Annotated in this window: 12 protein-coding genes; 5 read left to right on the top strand and 7 right to left on the bottom strand. The window is 72.0% G+C overall.

Annotation, left to right across the window (positions count from 1 at the left end; genetic code table 11):
• Nucleotides 1-20 precede the first annotated feature (20 nt).
• Complete coding sequence (pehA, locus tag D9598_RS12350) at nucleotides 21-1,556, top strand: phosphoric/sulfuric ester hydrolase PehA (RefSeq protein ID WP_198366815.1); 1,536 nt, start codon at nucleotides 21-23, stop codon at nucleotides 1,554-1,556.
• Between the two features lie 424 nt (nucleotides 1,557-1,980).
• The gene (locus D9598_RS12345) at nucleotides 1,981-4,413 is read left to right on the top strand and encodes a recombinase (protein WP_198366814.1); all 2,433 of its coding nucleotides are present in this window, start codon (nucleotides 1,981-1,983) and stop codon (nucleotides 4,411-4,413) included.
• A gap of 22 nt (nucleotides 4,414-4,435) precedes the next feature.
• Here D9598_RS12345 and D9598_RS12340 read toward each other — a convergent pair whose 3' ends face one another.
• Both D9598_RS12340 and D9598_RS12335 read right to left on the bottom strand, forming a co-directional pair.
• A complete protein-coding gene (locus D9598_RS12340) occupies nucleotides 4,436-4,873 on the bottom strand; it encodes a hypothetical protein (protein WP_198366813.1) in 438 nt (145 codons plus the stop codon).
• Nucleotides 4,870-5,592 (bottom strand): DUF2786 domain-containing protein, encoded by a 723-nt coding sequence (locus D9598_RS12335; protein WP_198366812.1) that lies wholly within the window; start codon nucleotides 5,590-5,592, stop codon nucleotides 4,870-4,872. The genes D9598_RS12340 and D9598_RS12335 overlap by 4 nt, the downstream gene beginning before the upstream one ends.
• A 165-nt stretch (nucleotides 5,593-5,757) precedes the next feature.
• On the opposite strand from D9598_RS12335, the gene D9598_RS12330 reads away from it, so the two are divergent.
• The gene (locus D9598_RS12330; protein ID WP_198366811.1) at nucleotides 5,758-6,963 is read left to right on the top strand and encodes an AAA family ATPase; all 1,206 of its coding nucleotides are present in this window, start codon (nucleotides 5,758-5,760) and stop codon (nucleotides 6,961-6,963) included.
• On the top strand, nucleotides 6,960-8,060 hold the full coding sequence (locus D9598_RS12325) for a ParB/RepB/Spo0J family partition protein (RefSeq protein WP_198366810.1): 1,101 nt from the start codon (nucleotides 6,960-6,962) through the stop codon (nucleotides 8,058-8,060). Before D9598_RS12330 ends, D9598_RS12325 begins: the two co-directional genes overlap by 4 nt.
• Before the next feature lie 37 nt (nucleotides 8,061-8,097).
• On the opposite strand, the gene D9598_RS12320 is transcribed toward D9598_RS12325, so the two are convergent.
• The 4 genes from D9598_RS12320 to D9598_RS12305 form a co-directional block, all read right to left on the bottom strand.
• Nucleotides 8,098-9,168: a replication protein RepA gene (locus tag D9598_RS12320; protein ID WP_198366809.1), complete on the bottom strand. Its 1,071-nt coding sequence runs from the start codon at nucleotides 9,166-9,168 to the stop codon at nucleotides 8,098-8,100.
• Nucleotides 9,169-9,580: 412 nt separating this feature from the next.
• Nucleotides 9,581-12,802 carry an error-prone DNA polymerase gene (locus D9598_RS12315; protein ID WP_198366808.1) on the bottom strand — a complete coding sequence of 1,074 codons (3,222 nt, stop codon included), beginning with the start codon at nucleotides 12,800-12,802 and terminating at the stop codon, nucleotides 9,581-9,583.
• Nucleotides 12,786-14,264, bottom strand: coding sequence for a DNA polymerase Y family protein (locus D9598_RS12310; RefSeq protein WP_198366807.1), 1,479 nt, complete (start codon nucleotides 14,262-14,264; stop codon nucleotides 12,786-12,788). The genes D9598_RS12315 and D9598_RS12310 overlap by 17 nt, the downstream gene beginning before the upstream one ends.
• Complete coding sequence (locus D9598_RS12305; RefSeq protein WP_198366806.1) at nucleotides 14,264-14,956, bottom strand: ImuA family protein; 693 nt, start codon at nucleotides 14,954-14,956, stop codon at nucleotides 14,264-14,266. The genes D9598_RS12310 and D9598_RS12305 overlap by 1 nt, the downstream gene beginning before the upstream one ends.
• Before the next feature lie 515 nt (nucleotides 14,957-15,471).
• Here D9598_RS12305 and rpoD point away from each other — a divergent pair.
• Nucleotides 15,472-17,295, top strand: coding sequence for an RNA polymerase sigma factor RpoD (rpoD, locus tag D9598_RS12300; RefSeq protein ID WP_198366805.1), 1,824 nt, complete (start codon nucleotides 15,472-15,474; stop codon nucleotides 17,293-17,295).
• Nucleotides 17,296-17,353: 58 nt separating this feature from the next.
• On the opposite strand, the gene D9598_RS12295 is transcribed toward rpoD, so the two are convergent.
• The gene (locus tag D9598_RS12295) at nucleotides 17,354-18,106 is read right to left on the bottom strand and encodes a 2-keto-4-pentenoate hydratase (RefSeq protein WP_198366804.1); all 753 of its coding nucleotides are present in this window, start codon (nucleotides 18,104-18,106) and stop codon (nucleotides 17,354-17,356) included.
• Nucleotides 18,107-18,187: the final 81 nt, after the last annotated feature.

The following is an 18,187-nucleotide window of genomic DNA, read 5'->3' as shown; positions in this document are numbered from 1 at the left end:
TGTCGCAGATGGGGATGGGAATGGCGCGCCGGAAGAATGTCCTGCTGATTGTCGTCGACCAGTGGCGCGCGGATTTCGTGCCGGTCCTGGGCGCGAAGTTCCTGCGCACGCCGAACCTCGACCGCCTCTGCCGGGAAGGCGTGACCTTCCGCAACCACGTGACCAACGCCGTGCCCTGCGGCCCGGCGCGGGCCAGCCTGCTGACCGGGCTCTATCTGATGAACCACCGGGCGGTGCAGAACACGGTGCCGCTGGACGCGCGGCACATGAACCTCGGCAAGGCCTTGCGCGGCATCGGCTACGATCCCGCGCTGATCGGCTACACCACCTCCACGCCCGATCCGCGCTCCACCACGTCAGAGGATTTCCGCTTCACTCTCCTGGGCGACCTGATGGAGGGCTTCCGCAGCGTCGGCGCCTTCGAGCCCAGCATGGATGGCTATTTCGGCTGGCTGGCGCAGAAGGGCTACCCGCTGCCGGCCAACCGCGAGGACATCTGGTTGCCCGAGGGGGAGGATGCCGCCCCCGGCGCGACCGACCGCCCCTGCCGCATCCCGGCCGCGCTGTCCGACACCGCCTACTTCACCGAGCGCGCCCTGACCTACCTGAAGGGCAAGGGCGACAGGCCCTGGTTCCTGCATCTCGGCTACTGGCGTCCGCATCCGCCCTTCATCGCCCCTGCCCCCTACAACCGGATGTACGCGCCGGCGGAGATGCCGGCGATCCGCCGCCGGTCCGACTGGCGGGAGGAGGCGGCGCAGCATCCGCTGCTCGGCTTCTACCTGAGCGGCATCGGCCAGGGCTCCTTCTTCCAGGGCGCCGGCGGCGCCGCCGCCGAACTGTCCGAGGCCGCCATCCGGCAGATGCGCGCGACCTATGCCGGGCTGATCACGGAGGTGGATGACGCGCTCGGCGCGGTCTTCGCCCATCTGGACGAGACGGGGCAGTGGGACGACACGATGATCGTCTTCACCTCCGACCATGGCGAGCAGCTTGGCGACCACTTCCTCCTGGGCAAGGTCGGCTATCACGATGAGAGCTTCCGCGTCCCGCTCGTGGTGAAGGACCCGCTGGCGCCCCAGGGCGCCGGCCGCATCGAGGATGCCTTCACCGAGAGCGTCGACGTGCTGCCGACCATCCTGGAATGGCTGGGCGGCCAGCCGCCCCGCGCCTGTGACGGCCATTCCCTGCTGCCTCTGCTGCGCGGCGAGCGGCCCGCAGGATGGCGCGACCACCTCTTCTACGAATACGACTTCCGCGATGTGTACTATTCCAGACCGGAGGCGGCGCTCGGCCTGCCGATGGACGCCTGTTCGCTCTGCGTCGTGCAGGATGCGCGGTGGAAGTATGTCCATTTCACCGCCCTGCCGCCGCTGCTCTTCGACCTCGAGCGCGACCCCCATCAGATGACCGATCTGGCCGGGAATCCAGGGCATTGCGACGTCGTCGCCCGTTATGCCCGGAAGGCGCTGTCGCACCGCATGTTGCACGCCGAGCGCACGCTGACCCATTTCCGCGCCATGCCGGGCGGCCTGGAGAGGCGCGGCGAGGTGTGAACCTTGCCCGCCGGCCCTGCGTCGGGAGGCTCGGAGGAAGGATGGCCTCGATCGCGCGGCGCGCTGTTCCTGGCGCCGTCCTCCCGTCTCCGGCCTCCCTTATGGCTGGCAAGGTTCACAGAGGCGCCCTGAGGCACGGACACCGCGTTTCCAGGCGTTAGCGAGCCTTCCTTGCCTCATCTGGTGAGCGGGCCGGCGGCCTCCCTCCCCTGCCCGACCCGCGGTCCCACCCTGTTCCGGCAGGCGCGCCGGGGGGTTCCGGGCACCGCGTTCCGCGGCTGTCTCCTGCGGCGAGCGGGGATGTGAACTTCCCCAGCCGAACGCTTCATATGGTGTTTTGAAGCCTGTTCCTCTACCATATCTAGCATAAGGCCTGCGATCGATTCGCAACTTCCCAGGACCTTGCAGACCGGAGCCAGTCGATATGGATGGTTACAGCCAGCCGCTTCACGCCCTTGCCCTGCCGGGGCGTGGCCCCGCCACGATCCCGGGTCGGAGCTTTGGCGAGAAACCGCTGGCGGCCCGCCGGCTGGACAGCGGCATGGGGCTCGCCGTCGGGCGGCGCACGGTCTTCCGCCCCGAGGATGGGGAGGATTTCGGCCGGGTGGCGGATCGTGTCGCGGCGGGGAATATGAGCCTGCTGCCGGGCGGCGACAGGGCGGGCGAGCAGGCGAGGCTGCGCAACGCCATCGCGACCGGCGCGCTTCTGACCTCGGGGCGCCACCTGCAGCATGGCGATGCCGGACAGGCCGGGCGCAATATGGAGGTCTTCACCAACTGCGCCACGGCCATCACCGCCTTCGCGGAGTTCTACCTGCTGCTGAACGGCTCCGGCGTGGGGCGCGCCTATGACGATGCGCTGATCGCCATCGACTGGGCCAAGGCGCCCGAGCTGCGCCTGCATCTCGCCGCCGACCATGCCGACTATCCCGCCGATCGCGCCGCGCGGCTGCGCTTCGGCCTGGAGATGGGCCTGCTGCCCTGGGGCACGGGCGAGGCGGAGTTCGACGCCGCGGCCGAGGCGCAGGTGCTGGACTTCCTGGCCCGCGAGATGATCCCCGGCCTCGCCCCCCTGCCTGCGAATGCCGTGCTGCACCGCGTGGAAGACAGCCGGGAAGGCTGGGCGAAGGCCATCGAGATCCTCGAGGCCATGGCGTTCCGCCAGGAGCGCGACCGGGTGCTGGTGCTCGACCTGTCCGCCATCCGGCCTGCCGGCAGCCCGATCCGCGGCATGCAGGGCCGCCCCTCCTCGGGCCCGATCTCCCTGCTGCGCGGCCTGATCCATATCCGCCGCCACGTCATCGAACCCGCCCGGACGCGCGACCCGGCCTCGGAGGTCCTGCAGCCCTGGGAGCAGGCCCTGCTGGTCGATCATCATCTCTCGGTGGAGGTGCAGGTCGGCGGAGCCCGACGCGCGGCCCGCATGGCCACCAAGTCCTGGCGCGATCCCGGCATCCGCCGCTTCATCCGCGCCAAGTCCGAGGGTGGGCTCTGGACCGCCAACCACTCGGTCATGGTGGACCGGGATTTCTGGCAGCGCCTGCGCGGCGGGGATCCGGCGGACGCCCTCACCCGCCAGGCCCGAATGGTCTTCGAGGAGGTCACCGCCTGCGCCTATATCAATGGCGAGCCCGGCTTCATCAACGGCGACCTGCTGGAGGACCACCGGACCGGCAGCGCCTGGAACAAGCCGGTGCATGAGGATGGCCGCGACTTCCACAGCGCCCGCTATCAGGTGGACGCCGCCGCCGGCCTGCTGGCCGAGGTGGCCCGCCGCGCGGCGACGGCGCAGTTTCCCGTCACCACCAATCCCTGCGGCGAGATCACGCTGCATGTCACCGGCGGCTACTGCGTCATCGCCGATTTCGCGCCCCTGCTGGCCTGCCCGTTGGACCTGGCCAGCATCACCCCCGGCGCGGTGCCCGATGAGATCGCCGCGCACTGGGACGCGCGGGTTGAGGACGCGGTGCGTCTCGGCGTCCGCTTCCTCATCCGCGCCAATCGGATGGACGCCCTCTACGGCGAGGAAGTGGCCCGGACGAACCGGATCGGCATCGGCCCGACGGGCCTCCATGAATGGGCCTGGATGCGCTTCGGCCTCGGCTTCGCCGACCTGCTGGACGAGGCCCGCGCCGCCCCCTTCTGGTCCATGCTCGACCGTCTTTCCGAAAGCGCCAAGCAGGAGGCGGACGACTACGCCGACGAGCTCGGCATGGCGCGCCCCGTGACGGTGACGACGGTGAAGCCGGCCGGCACCACCAGCAAGCTCTTCGGCCTGACCGAGGGCGCCCATCTGCCGGCGCGGCGCCAGTATCTGCGCTGGGTGCAGTTCAAGGGCACGCGGGACGAGACCGGCGCGTGGCGGCCGGGCTCCGACCCCCTGCTGGCGGATTACGCGGCGCGCGGCTATCCCCTGCGCGAGCTGCGCAGCTTCCCGGGCATGACCATCGTCGGCTTTCCTACGGTGCCGCTGGCGCAGCGGCTCGGCATGGAAAGCGGCCTGGTGACGGCGCCCGAGGCCACGCCGGACGAGCAGTATCGCTGGCTGCGGCTGCTGGAGCGGCACTGGATCGGCGCGGAGCGGGGCAACCAGGTCAGCTACACGCTGAAGATCTATACCGACCGGCATGATCTCGAGGCGTTCCGCGCCATCGTGCTGCGGGAGCAGCCGCGCATCCGCTGCTGCTCCGTCCTGCCGAGCCGGCCGGACTCCGAGCTGGGCTACGAGTATCTGCCGGAGGAAGAGGTGTCGGCCGGGCGTTTCGCTGCCCTGGTCGAAGGCATCGACGACAGCGCCGTGCGGGAGGCCGTGGACTGGGCGCACCTGCAATGCGCCAGCGGGGTCTGCCCCATCTGAGCACGACTTGCCCGGCCGACCTTCAGGGATCCAGGAAGGCCGGCCGCGCGTCGCGCGCCACGCGGATGCCGCGCGCGGACAGGCTGGCCAGCAGCCAGTCCTCTGGCAGGCGCAGATAGCGGATCAGCAGGCCCAGGTAGAGCCCCATGAAACGGGGACCGTGCCCATCCGAACGGCCATCGAAGGTGGTGCTCAGGGCATGGGCCAGTTCGTGCAGCAGAAGCCAGGCCGGGAATTCCGGCGGCAGGCGGATGCGGAGACGATCGGCATCCGCCTGCCGCCGGCGCGCCTGGACCGGCAGGCGCTCGACACGAGGCGGGTGACGCAGCCCCTGCTCGGCCCAGAGGGCATCGACCATGGGCTGCGCCGCCTCGAAGCGAAGCGTTCCCGGCGCAAGCTCCGCCATGATGGCGTCCTCCCACGCATAGACCCGCCCGCGCTGGACATCGCGCGCCGTCACGGCAGCCGCTCCCTCTCCTGCCCCCGCAGCGGCCGGTTGAGATTGATCCGGCCTCCGGCGTCGTAGCCCTGCCGATAGGCGGCATCCAGCCGGACGGCGCTGGGCCGGGTTCGGGTCAGGCGGATGCGGGTTTCACGGAAGGCCTCTTCCACCGTCGCCTGCTTGACCACCATGAGCGCGGCGCCCGCCGGCGCCTCCCTGTGCCGCTGCCGGCCACGCTCGCGGTGCATGGCCTCCAGGCGCTCGCCGACGCGGACGGCCATGCCCTGCTGGTGGCGCCGGGACGCCACGCGCAGATCCGGGCCGCGAAGCTGCGGACGGAGGGCGCGGAAGGCTTCGAGCTCATGCCGCATGCCTCTCTCGACGACGGCGAGCAGATAGATGGCCAGGCTGACATCTTCCTCGAAACCAAAGAATACGTACTCCGCCTGTTCGCCCTCCCGCGCCAGCCAGACCTTGCAGTCGCAGAAGCGCGCCACGGCCGGCACGCAGGCATCGATGGGTCGTCGCTGCCGTCCCATCAGAGGGACGCTGCGTTGGACGCAGACCGACTGCCGGACCTCAATCTCGCTCATGCTCAGCGCGTAGCGGTCGAGCAGGCGGCCCACCATCTCCGCGGCTTGCAGGGCCTCGGCCTCCGTGCAGCCGTTGGAGACCGTCCTCTCCGTCAGCAGGCGGATACGCTCCTTGACCTTCGCAAGTTCATCGGATTGGCTCACGAAAAGGCCTCTTCCTCTGCCTGCCCTCCCGCACTTGGATGCATCCAACCCTGGGTGCGGTGCCCATGGAGGGCGTCGATTGGATGCATCCAAGTGCGGGAGGGGCTTCCCATTCTGAAGCCGACTGCTTATGCGGAGAGCAACCGTTCGGGAAGCCGCGATCGCATGAGTCAGTCCGAAGCCTTCCGGCATGTCGCCCAGGTGCTGCGCGAGGCGCAGCGCAGCGCCATCGAGATCGAGAACGCGCCGGAGCGGCGCAAACGACTGCGGGATTTCTCGGTCGCGGAAATCGCCAGTCTGTGGGGAGTGGCGCCGCGCCTGTTGCGTCAGGCCCTTCCGCGCCAGGAAGTCCGGGGGATCGCACCGCGCGCCCGTCTCACCTTCGGTGAGTTGCAACAGGCTCGGCGCCAGCTTGAGGCTCAAGGGAAGCTCATCTCCACGCGTCGCGACCCGGCTTCCGGCGAAGCCCTGGCCACTGTCGTCTTCACCAACTTCAAGGGCGGTTCCGCGAAGACGACCAGCAGCGTTCACTTCGCCCAATATATGGCGCTCGCGGGCTATAGGGTGCTGATGGTCGATCTCGACAGCCAGGGCAGTGCCTCGGCGCAGTTCGGCTTCCAGCCCGGCCTCGACGTCGGGGCCGAAGGTTGCTTCACAGCCTGGCTGAACCGTCCTGCCGGCAGCGCGGCCGAGCCGGCCGTGAGGCTCTGTCGCCCGACCTACTGGCCGGCCATCGATCTCGTCCCCGCCAGCCCAGCTTTAGGAGAGGGCGAGGAGATTCTCGCGCGCCGTGCCGGGCAGGGGGTCGAGGAGGAAATCCTTTACTTCGACGAGTTGAAGGCTTTCCTGAGCACGGTTCAGGACCGCTACGACATCGCGGTGGTCGACACCCGTCCGGACGTCAACATGCTGATGTCCACGGCCCTGCACGCCGCCACAGGCATCATCGTGCCCAGCCGCGCCACCATGACCGACCTGGCCTCGACCGGCGAGTTCTTCGCCCATCTGTCCGATTACACCGCCGAGTTCCAGGCCGCCTTCGGACACGGCCTGGACTTCGCCTTCAGCCATATCCTGCTCACCGCCTTCGATCCCACCGACCGCAGTCAGGATGCCCTGGCGCAGCTGATCCGCGAGCGCTTCGGGTCTCTTGTCCTGCGGGAGGCCTTCCTGCATTCCCGGATCGTCGGCACGGCGGGCTTCGGCAAGGAAACCCTCTACGAGTACGAGCCCAGCACCGACCGGGCCGCCTACAACCGGGCCATCGCCAGCGCCAACGCCGTCAACCGCGCCATCGAGGCCGCCATCCTGCGCCACTGGGGGCGGGCGAGCGGCGAGGGGCGGCCGGGTCGCAAGGAGCAACAGGCATGAAGCCTCCCGCATCCCGCTTCCAGAACCTGGCCCAGGCCTTGCGCGACCGGACCGCAACGGTGGCCGGTGAGCCCGCGGCCCTCGGCTCGCCTGGGGCGACGCACCGCCCCGCGGCGGCCCTGGGCGCCATGGCGGAAGGCCTGCGCGAGCGCATCGGCCGGCTGGAGGCCGAGCTGGCCCGCGCCAGCACCACCAATGCCGCCCTGGAGGAGCAACTGGCCCGGACCCGCGGGCTGGCCGAGCGGGCGGGGGCCTCGGAGGAGGAGTTTCTCTTCCTGGACCCTGGCCTGATCCGCGACCCCTTGCCGCATGACCGCCTGCCGGGCGCCTTCGAGGGGCCGGAATTCGAGGCCTTGCTGGCCGATATCCGGGCCAACGGGCAGAACGATGCCATCACGGTCCGGGTGGCGGGGGAGGGGGGGTTCGAGATCGCGGCCGGGCGGCGGCGCCTCGAGGCCTGCCGTCAGCTGGGCCTCCAGGTCCTGTCCCGCGTCCGCCCGCTGGATGACGCGGCCATGCTGCGGGTCCAATTCTCGGAGAACGAGCGACGGGAGGATATCTCCGCCCTGGAGCGGGCGCGTTGGTTCGCACAGGTGCGGGCGCGCCTCGATCTCCAGTCGCGCGAGATCGCCGCGCAGTTCGGTCTCGATCCCTCAACCCTCAGCCTCTATCTGCGGCTGTCGCGCTTCCCCGAGGAGATCATCCGCCGGCTCAAGGAGCCACGACGCCTGGCCATGCTGCGGGCGCGGCGGGTGATGGAGGCCGTGGAGGCCGATGAGGCGGTGCTGCCCCGCATTCTCTCCGCGCTCGATGCCCAGATGCAGGATGCGGGCGGTGACCGCGGCCTGATCGATGGCGAGGAGCAGATCGCTCTCCTGATGCGGGCCGCCGAGGGGCGCGGTCCCGCCGCCTCCGGCCGGGCCGCCCTGCCGGAGCGGCGGCATATCGTCCATAAGGGTCAGAGGCTGGGAACCTTGACCCGCAATGGCGGCCAATGGGTGTTCCGCTTCGCGACGGCGCTGCCGGACGAGACGGTTCAGTCGTTGATCGACCGGCTGCCGGAGCTGATGGCGCGGGAGCCTTCCCCGAAGTCGTGACCCCGGGCGCTGCCGGGGTGTGAACCTTGCAAGCCGGCTAGGGGCGGATGGGAGGCGGGGAGGGCTCCAGCAGCAGTCCGCGGTCGGTGACGCGGACCTTGGCGTTCTTGTAGGAGGACAGCGCCAGGTGAAGCGGCCCCTCGAACTGGGTCTTGAAGTTCTTCAGCGCGCCGACCTTGGAGCCGAACTGCCGCCAGAGCCTTTCCCAGCCGATCGGCGTCTCCTTCTGCAGGGAGTGCAGCCGGTAGGCGAGCCAGAGGTAGATGTCGATGGCGAGAGGGGAGGTGGTCATGTCCCGCAGCGCCGCGCGGTCCACCAGCACCGGATGGCGCCGCAGCTCGTCGAAGAAGGCCTGCGACAGCATCACCCGTTCGACCAGCCGCGCCGTCTTCTTGGAGCGCGGGTCGGGCTCGCCGACATAGCTGAAGGCATCGACCAGCCGCTGGTTGACGATGACGCCTTTCTTGTCGTTGCCGAAGCTGAAGTCGACCGTGCAGGTGGCCAGCCGCTCCAGCTGGTCGGCCACCTTGCCGTTGCTCGGCCCGCCGCGGTTGATGCCGAGCCGGGTGACGACCGCGCTGGCGGAGCGGCCCATGTGGATCTCGCGGCTGCCGCGCTCCAGCGCCTCGGTCTGCCAGTCGATCAGCAGCAGCCGGGCATAGCTGCCGAAGGGCGTGCCGATATACTCCTGGCTGTTGTCGTCCCGCAGCCGCACGCCCGGCCGGACCAGCAGCCGGGCGAAGTCGGTCTCGATCAACCAGTTCTGGTCCTTGGGCTGGTCCCGGTGCGGCAGGCCGGCCAGGCACCAGGCGGAATAGCTGTAGCCGATCTCGCTGGTGCCCTCGAATTCGCGCACGATGGCCGAGGAGGCGTTGTCGGCGATCTGGCGCCCCATCCGGCCGGCCAGGGCCTTGGACAGGCTGTTCGGCCTGGGCTCCAGAATGGCGAGTTGGGCGGCCTCGACCGCACCCTTGACACCTTTGGTCGCGACCACCCGATGCACGTCCGTGCCGGTCTGGAACAGGTCGCCCTGGTTCCTGCGAGCCGTGCCTCGTTCCGCGGTGCGGCCAATGGGGTGGTCAGGGGGAATCGTCTTCGGCTCGACCATGGGGCGAAAACTGCAACGGCTTCCCGGCCGCCGTCGATGCGAACCTTGCCAGCCGTTCCCTCCCAGGCCTGTGATCCTTGCCAGCCCAGGGCAATCCTTCGGGATTCAGGAGGATTGTTATTGAAGAAGGGCTGGCAGGGTTCGCGTGGATAACCCGCCAGGCATTTGATTCTGGAGGCTTAATGCCGGATCGGCCGGGCTGGCAGGGATCACAGCGGACGCGGCGCGGGTGGCTGGCAAGGTTCACAGGGACGGCTTCGCCCAGGCTGGCAAGGTTCGCATCGGCTGGCAAGGTTCACAGCACGAGGGGCGATTCGCGGATGCCGAGTCCCGCCTGCGGCCCGCCAGCCGGCCTGGAGGGCGGCGGGAAGGCGGCACGGGCGGTCCTGGCTGGCAAGGTTCACAGGCCGCCTCAGCGGAAGTCGCGGCTGGGCTGCAGGCGGGGCGAGCGGGAGGCGGAGGTCTCCGCCTCCAGCCCGTCCAGCAGCGCCGTCCGATCGATCAGGCGGCTGGCGATCAGATGCAGGATGGGCACGGCGTGGTCGCCCTGGCCGCGCTCGACATGGCCTTCCACGATCAGCAGGCGGGCGCCGATCAGGGCACGGCGGTCGCGCCGCGCCAGGCTGGCATAGACCACGATGTTGGCGCTGCCATGCTCGTCCTCGGTGGTGAGGAAGACCACGCCCTTGGAGGTGCCGGGGCGCTGACGCATCAGCACCAGGCCGGCCAGGCGAAGGCGCGCGCCGCTCGCCGCCGCCGCCAGGCGCCGGCTGTCGTCGCAGCCGAGCGCGTCGAGGGTCGGGCGCAGCAGCGCCAGGGGATGCCGGCCGAGGGTCAGGCCGGTCGCACGGTAGTCGGCGACCAGGGCCGCGCCCTCGCCGAGGGCGGGAAGGCGGGGCTGCGGCTCCGGCAGCAGCGGCAGGCTGTCCTGGGTGGCGAAGAGGGGCGGCGGGGCGCGCTCGGTTCCATGGACGGCCCAGGCGGCCTGCCGGCGGTCCATCCCGCAATCCCGGAAGGCGTCCGCCGCCGCGAGGGCCTCCAGGGCGGCGCGCGACAGGCCGGCGCGGCGCAGGGCTTCCTCCGGCCCCGTGAAGGGCGCGCCGTTGCCGGCCTGGCGCGCCTGCACCAAGGCCTGCCCCTCCGCCGCCGCCAGGCCCCGCACCATGCGCAGGCCAAGGCGCAGGGCGAGGCCGCCGGATCCTGCCGCTGCCGCCTCCAGCGTGCAGTCCCAGGCGCTGACGTTCACCGCGACCGGCCGCACCGTCACGCCATGGGCCACGGCGTCGCGGACGATCTGCGCCGGGGCGTAGAAGCCGAGCGGCTGGCTGTTCAGCAGGGCGCAGGCGAAGACCTCCGGATGGTGGCACTTGATCCAGGCCGAGGCCCAGACGAGATGCGCGAAGCTCGCGGCATGGCTCTCCGGGAAGCCGTAGTCGCCGAAGCCCCTGATCTGCTCGAAGACGCGCTCGGCGAAGTCCCGTTCATAGCCACGCGCCGTCATGCCGCCGACCAGCTTCTGCCGGTACTCGTCCATCTTTCCGGACTGCCGGAAGCGGCCCATGTCGCGCCGCAGCCGGTCGGCCTCGGCCTCGCTGAAGCCGGCGGCGACGATGGCCAGCCGCATCGCCTGTTCCTGGAACAGCGGCACGCCGAGGGTGCGGCCCAGCACCGGCACCAGCTCGTCCGGCGGGTGCGGCGGGGCGGGGGAGGGGAAGACGACCGGCTCCGCCCGGGCGCGGCGCTGGAGGTAGGGATGCACCATGCCGCCCTGGATCGGCCCCGGCCGGACGATGGCGACCTGCACGACCAGGTCGTAGAAGCAGCGCGGCCTCAGGCGCGGCAGCATGTTCATCTGCGCCCGGCTCTCCACCTGGAAGACACCGACGGAATCCGCCCGCTGCAGCATGGCGAAGGTGTCCGGGCACTCGCGCGGCAGGCTGCGCAGCGCGGCGGGAAGCTGCTTGTGCGCGGCGAGCAGGTCGAAGGCGCGGCGCAGGCAGGAGAGCATGCCAAGGCCGAGCACATCGACCTTCAGGATGCCGAGGGCGTCGATATCCTCCTTGTCCCATTCGAGGACGGTGCGGTCCTCCATCGCCGCCCGGGTCACCACGGCCAGCTCGACCAGCGGCCCCTCGGTGATGACGAAACCGCCGACATGGGTGGCGAGATGGCGCGGGAAATCCTGCAGCTCCTCGGCGAGGCGGAGCGCCAGGGCCAGGCGCGGCTCCTCCGGATCGAGCCCCTCGCCGGCGGCGAGCGCCGGCAGCGTCTCTTCCCGCCCCGGCCCCCAGGCGGCGCCGGCCAGGCGCGCGGTGACGTCCTCGCTGAGGCCCATCGCCTTGCCGACCTCGCGGAGGGCGCTGCGGGGGCGGTAGCGGATGACGGTCGCGCAGATGGCGGCGCGGTCACGGCCGTAGCGGCGGTAGATGTGCTGGATGACCTCCTCGCGCCGCTCGTGCTCGAAGTCGACGTCGATGTCGGGCGGCTCGTCGCGCGCGGCGGAGAGGAAGCGCGCGAAGAGCAGGTCGTGCTGCTCGGGATCGATGGCGGTGATGCCGAGCACGTAGCAGACCGCGGAATTGGCCGCGCTGCCGCGGCCCTGACAGAGGATGCCCTCCGCCTCGGCGAAGCGGACGATCTCGTGCACCGTCAGGAAATAGGGCGCGTAGCCGAAGGCGCCGATCAGCCGCAGCTCCTCCTCGAGCCGGCGCAGCAGGCCGGGTGCCGGGGCGTCCCACCGCGCGGCCACGGCCTGCCGCACGCGGCCCTCCAGCGTCTCCTGCGCGCTGCAGCCGTCCTCCAGGATCTCGTGCGGATATTCGTAGCGCAGCTGGCCGAGCGAGAAGCCCGCGCTGGCGCGCAGTATCCGCAGGCTCCAGTCGAGGGCCGCCGGATGGTCCCGGTAGAGGGCGCGCATCGCCGCCAGCGGCTTGAGCCGCCGCTCGGCATTGGGCTCGGCCTGGAAGCCCAGATCCTCGACCCGGCGGCCCAGGCGGATCGCGGTCATCACATCGGCCAGGCGGCGGCGGCCGGGCGTGTGGAAGCGCGGCTCGGTGCTGGCCAGCAGCCCGCCGCCCGCGGCCTCGGCCATGGCGGCGAGGCGGCGCAGGCGCGTCGCCTCGTCGCCCGCCTGGACGCAGGCCCCGACGCAGAGCAGCGGCAGGGCCAGCCGTCCGCGCAGCCGGTCCGACCAGTGGCGCAACCCCGCCGCGACCGCCGCGCCGGGCAGGCCGGGCGGCGGCAGCACGGCGAGCGCCCAGCCCTCGGCGGCCGCCTCCACCGCGTCCGGCGCGAGGCGGCAGGCCTCGCCGCGCGCCGCCATCCGCGCCGCGGAGAGCAGCCGGGTGAGGCGCCCGTAGCCGGCGCGGTCGGTGGGCCAGGCCAGCATCTCCGGCCCATCCTGCAGCACCAGCCGGGCGCCCAGGGCGAAGGGCAGCCCCGCCTCGCGCGCCGCGACATGGGCGCGCACCACGCCGGCCAGGCTCATCCGGTCGCAGAGGCCGAAGCCGGCATGGCCGAGCGCCGCGGCCATGGCCACCAGCTCGTCGGGCTGCGAGGCGCCCTCCAGCAGCGAGAAGCAGGAGCGGGCGCAAAGCTCGGCGAAGCCGGGCGGATCCTCAGGCGAAGAGGCCATGCAGGAACCAGCGGGCCTCGCTGCGGCAGAGCCAAAGGCGCAGCCCGTCCTCGCATTCCACGCGCCAGTAGTCGCGGGGCGGCCGCTCCGGCGCCGCACCCCACCATTCCGCCTCCAGCCGCTCCGGCCCCTCGCGATGCCGCAGCGGGCGCGGCCGGCCGCGCCAGACCAGGCCATCGGGGGCCGCCTCGACCGGCTCCGGCCGGGCCAGCAGCCAGACCGGGCGTGGGCGGCCGCCCCAGGGGCCATCCTGGTGGTTGTCCCAGTCCGAGGGCGTCCGCACCACGGCGAAAGGCGAGACCGCCCGCACCGCCTGCTCCGGCCAGTGCGAGGCACAGGGCTGCGCCCGCCAGACGGGCAGGCGCTGGCCCAGCCGGTCCAGCAGCCGCTCCAGCGCCTCCCGCGCCGCCGCCTCGCCATCCGCCAGCCCCTCGGACTGGCGGGCCTCGAGCGGCTGGGTCTCGAGGGCGCGCACCTCCAGCCGCTCGATGCCGAAGCCCGGCGCCACCCCTTCCAGCTTCTCCCGCAGCAGGCGGGCAAGGTGCGCCGGGTCGCGCACCGGGCCGCCGGTGCCGAGCCCGATCTCCTGCCGGCTGCCATCCACCCGCCGCAACGCCAGCCGCAGGCGGCGCAGCCCCTGGCCCGCCGCCTCGAGCCGATGGCAGAGCTCGGGCAGCAGGCGCGCCAGGGCCGCATCCAGCCCGGCGCGCGTGATCAGCGGCTCGGGCGGGGCGAGGGTGGCGGCGAAGACCGGCGGCGGCGCGAGGGGGCGCAGCGCGGCACGGGCGGCGCCGGTGGCCAGGTCGAGCCGTGCCAGCAGGCCGGGACCGAAGCGGCGCGTCAGCGGCCCGCGCGGCTGCGCCAGCACCTCCCCGATGCGCCGCAGCCCCAGGCCGCGCAGCCGCCGCAGCATCTCCGCCGGCAGGCGCAGCCGTTCCAGCGGCAAGGGGGAGAGGGCCTCGGCCTCGGTGCCGGGGGGGAGGATGCGAGGCGGCTCGCCCGGCACCGCGTGCCGGGCCAGCGCCGCCGCGGCCGCGGCATTGCCGGCCATGGCCGCCAGGGCGGCATGTCCGCAGGCCTCCAGCGCCGCCAGGGCCTGCCGCGCCAGCGCCGCCTCGCCGCCCGCCAGCGCCTCGCAGCCGGTGGTGTCGAGCAGCAACGTGTCGGGTGCCTCGGTGGCCACCAGGGGCGTGAAGCGCCGCAGATGCAGCGCCAGGGCCGTCAGGCGCGCCGCCGCGCGGTGCGGATCGTGCGGCAGCACCGTCGCCTGGGGCACCATGGCGCGCGCATCGGCCAGGGCCATGCCGGCCCGCAGGCCGAGCCGCGCCGCCGCCGGATCCACCGCCATGACCAGGCGGCGCGGCCCCTCAATGCCCCAAAGCAGCAGGGGGCCGGGGTCCAGCCCCTCGCTCTCCAGCCAGGGCAGGTGCAGCGCCAGGATGCGGCGGGGCGCGGCCTCCATCACGCCGGCTCCGCGCGCAGCGACTCGCCGTCCCAGGACACCCGCCAGCGCCGTGCCGCCTCCAGCCGGGGCGCGCGCAGCAGCGTGATCTCCCAATGCGGCATGGCGGGGGAGCGGGGGTCGGGGGCCGGCAAGGGGCGGATCCGCCAGCGCGTGCGCGCCGTGGTGGGGCCGGCCGGCTCCCCGGCGGGGCGGAGGAGCAGGGCCAGGGCGCCGCGCTCCGCCGCCAGCTGCAGCCGCCGCAGCGCGGTCAGGCCCGGCGGCGGCCCTTCCGCCAGCCGCAGGAGCACTCCCGCCACGGCCGGGCAGCGCAGGCTCTCCTCCATCGCCCAGAGCGCCTCGTCGCACCGTTCCGCCTGGACCAGCACCAGCCGCTCGGGCGGCAGGCCGAAGCCATGCAGCCCGGCGGCCCAGCCCGTCGGCCCCGGTTCGATCCAGCACACCGTGCCGCCGGCCCGGCCGAGCAGGATGGCGGCGAAGCCCAGCGCGGCCGGCATCTGCTCCTCCCCGGTGGTCAGGATCTCATGCAGCATGGCGCGCGGCAGCCCACCGGGAGGCAAGGCGTCATCCAGGGTGGCGCAGAGCGGAATGCCGGGCAAGGCCTCCAGGCCGGGGCAGAGGGCACCCCGCTCGAGGCGGGCGATGCGTTCCCGCAGGCTGGCCAGGGAGGGTGGGTGGGCGGGGCTGGGCATGTTCTAGTTTTGTTCTTATCTTGCCGCGCTTGCAAGCCTGTCGCGCCCAGGCTTGAGCGGGCGGGGCGGGGCTGCCCCTACGAGATTTCATTGCTGTGAACCTCCCGACCAGTATAGACGGGTCCGCCCCAGCCCCCGGAGCATGGATGTCAAGCAGTCTCGCGCAGTTTCAGGACGGAAATCCGCCGCCGCGGCGCGCCATCCGCCCTGACCGCGCCTGCCCTGCTGCCCTCCCGCGCCGCATGGCGGCCGGCACTTCGCCCCCCCGGCTTTCCGCTTGGCCTCTCCTTGGACACCGGGCCTCGCGATTTTCCTCCTCATGCGGAGGGGTTTTTGCGGTGGGTCCGCCTTCCTAGATAAGCGCGGACCGGTGGGCGGCCGACGCACCGCCCGACCCCCAGAGCGATCCCCCGCCAATGTCCGTGTTCGCCCTCCGGCGTGACGCGGGGCGGGCGGCGGCATGGCACGAGACAGACGGGACCCCCTCGGTCCCCCATAACGAAGCAGGTGAATCAATGGACGGGATGTTTACCTACGGTACGGCGGATCAGAACGATGCCGAGGGTGGCGAGACCCTCAAGGCGCGGCATTCGGCGTTCGGGGACATCCTGGGCCAGGAAGGTCAGGACCTGCCCGAGCGCGACGGCACCCTGACCGAGGAGGCGCGCGGCTGGCGCGCCGGCTATGACGCCGGCGAGGAAGGCCTGGACGCTTCCGCCGGGGAGCAGGACGACGAGGCCGAATCCCCCCGCGAGGAGGCGGAGGCCGAGGAAAGCGCCGACGAGGCGGGCGAGGGCGGCAACGTCAACGAGGCCAGCATGGCCCGTTCCGACGATCCCGTCCGCATGTTCCTGCGCGAGATGAGCGGCACCGACCTGCTGACGCGGGAGCAGGAGATCGCGCTGGCCCAGCGCATCGAGGCCGGGCGGGACGCCATGCTGGCCGGGCTCTGCGAGAGCCCGATGACCTTCGTGCACATCGCCGCCTGGAAGACCGCGCTGGAGCAGGGGCAGATGCCGCTGCGGGACGTGGTCGAGCTCGAGGCCATGGCGGCCGATGCCGCTTCCCCCGCCGTGGCCGTCGAGGTGGAGGAGGGCGAGGAGGCCGAGGCCGCGCCGCACGCCACGCTCGACGAGAAGATGAAGCCGGAGGTGCTGGCCGCCTTCGTGGCGGCGCTGGAGGCGCATGAGCAGCTGCGCGCCATGCCGCCCCGCAGCAAGGCCGCGATGGCCTATCGCCAGGAGATGGTGGGCCTCTTCGCCGCGCTGCGCCTGCGTCCGGCCCGGCTCGACCTGCTGGTCGGCCAGGTGCGCGACACCAACCGCCGCCTGCTGGCGCTGGATGGCAAGGCGATGCGCCTGGCCACCGCCGCGCGCATGGACCGCGACCTGGTGATCAGCCTCTGGGACGGCAGCGAGCAGGGCGCGGCGGCGCTGCTGCAGGCGGTGCAGAAGGCCAAGACCAGCTCTGCCAAGCGCGAGGCCAGCCTGCGGGAGCTGCGAGAGGGCCTGCCGGGAATCCGCGCCGCCGTGGCGGCGCTGGAGGTGGAGAGTGGCCTGCCGGCGGCCGAGCTGCGCCGTGTCTGCGCCGAGGTCGGCCGTGGCGAGCGCGACATGCGCAAGGCGAAGGAGGAGCTGACGCGGGCGAACCTGCGTCTCGTCGTCCACATCGCCAAGCGCTACCGCAACCGCGGCCTGATGTTCGGCGACCTGATCCAAGAGGGCAACATCGGCCTGATGCGCGCGGTCGACAAGTTCGACTGGCGCCGCGGCTTCAAGTTCGCCACCTACGCCACCTGGTGGGTGCGGCAGGCGATCACCCGCTCGCTGGCCGATCAGGCGCGCACCATCCGCGTGCCGGTGCACATGACCGAGACGGTGGGCAAGGTGGCGCGGATGAGCCGCCGCTTCCAGCAGAAGGCCGGCCGCGAGCCGACGCCGGAGGAGCTGGCGGGCGAGCTCGGCATGTCGGTGGACAAGGTGCGCGCCGTGCAGCGCCTGGCGCGCGAGCCGGTCAGCCTGGAGAACCCGATCGGCGAGGATGATGACGGGCGCCTCGGCGACTTCATCGAGGACGAGAACGCGGTGATCCCCTTCGAGGCCGCCGCCCGGTCCTCGATGCGCGACGCCACCATGCGCATCCTCTCCGACCTGACGCCGCGCGAGGAGCGTATCCTGCGCATGCGCTTCGGCATCGGCGGCGAGAACGACCACACGCTGGAGGAGGTCGGCAAGACCTTCAACGTGACCCGCGAGCGCATCCGCCAGATCGAGGCGAAGGCGCTGAAGAAGCTGCAGGTCTCGAAGCGCGGACGGTCGCTGCGCAGCTTCCTGGCCTGAGCCGGGCCAGGGGATCGCCCCTGGGCTCGCCCCCGGCCCCGCGATTGTCGGCGGCGGTTCAGAGGATCGCCGTCTCCACCGCGCCGACGCCCGCGAACTCCGCCCGCACCCGGCTGCCGGCCTCCACGGCGGGCATGCCGGTGCAGCTTCCCGTGGTGATCACCATGCCCGCCTTCAGCCCGCCGTAGCGGTGGGCGCCCTTGTTGGCGAGCCACTGGATCAGCCGGATCGGCTCCCCGGCCGAGTTGCCGCCAACCTGCTCGACCACCACCCTGTCATTGAAGGTGAGCTTCACCGGCAGGGCGGGCGGATCGATGTGGCGCCAGTCCATGACCGCCGGCCCGACCACCAGGGCGCCATGGCTCGCCTGGTCGGCGGTGTGGCTCAGCGGATCGCGCCCCAGGCTGACGAAGCGCGTATCGACGATCTCGATCGTCGGATGCAGGCTCTCGATGGCGTCCAGAACCTCCTCGCGCGAATAGGGCGCCTCGCGCGGCGGCAGGTCGGCGCCGAGGCGGTAGCCGATCTCGGCCTCGATGCGGGTGATATTGAAATCGGCGGCGGCATAGGGCGTGGCGTCGAAGCGCAGGTTGCGCTCGTGCAGCGGCGCGCCGGAGGGATCGGCGGTGGGGGAGGCGGCGCCGACCTTGAAACCGGCGATCGGGCCCAGCGCCTCAGCCACCAGCGCGTGGATGGCGAAGACATCCTCCATGGAGGCCGGCTGCGCGCCTTCCGGCAGCGCCTCCAGCCAGTTGCGGCTGCGCCGGGCTTCCAGCAGGGCGGCGGCGGCGGCGGCGGTATCGGTGGCCATAAGCGGGGTTTCTCCTTGGTGATCTGACGGTGGTCGTGGGGGCTGGGATCGTCGGGGCAGCGGGCCATGACGCGGCCGCGG

Origin of the sequence: Roseomonas sp. KE0001, assembly GCF_016107285.1 — a bacterium.
In the GTDB taxonomy this organism is placed as follows: domain Bacteria; phylum Pseudomonadota; class Alphaproteobacteria; order Acetobacterales; family Acetobacteraceae; genus Pseudoroseomonas.
Note: the sequence above shows the minus strand (reverse complement) of the source record. Positions and strands in the feature narration are given on the sequence as shown.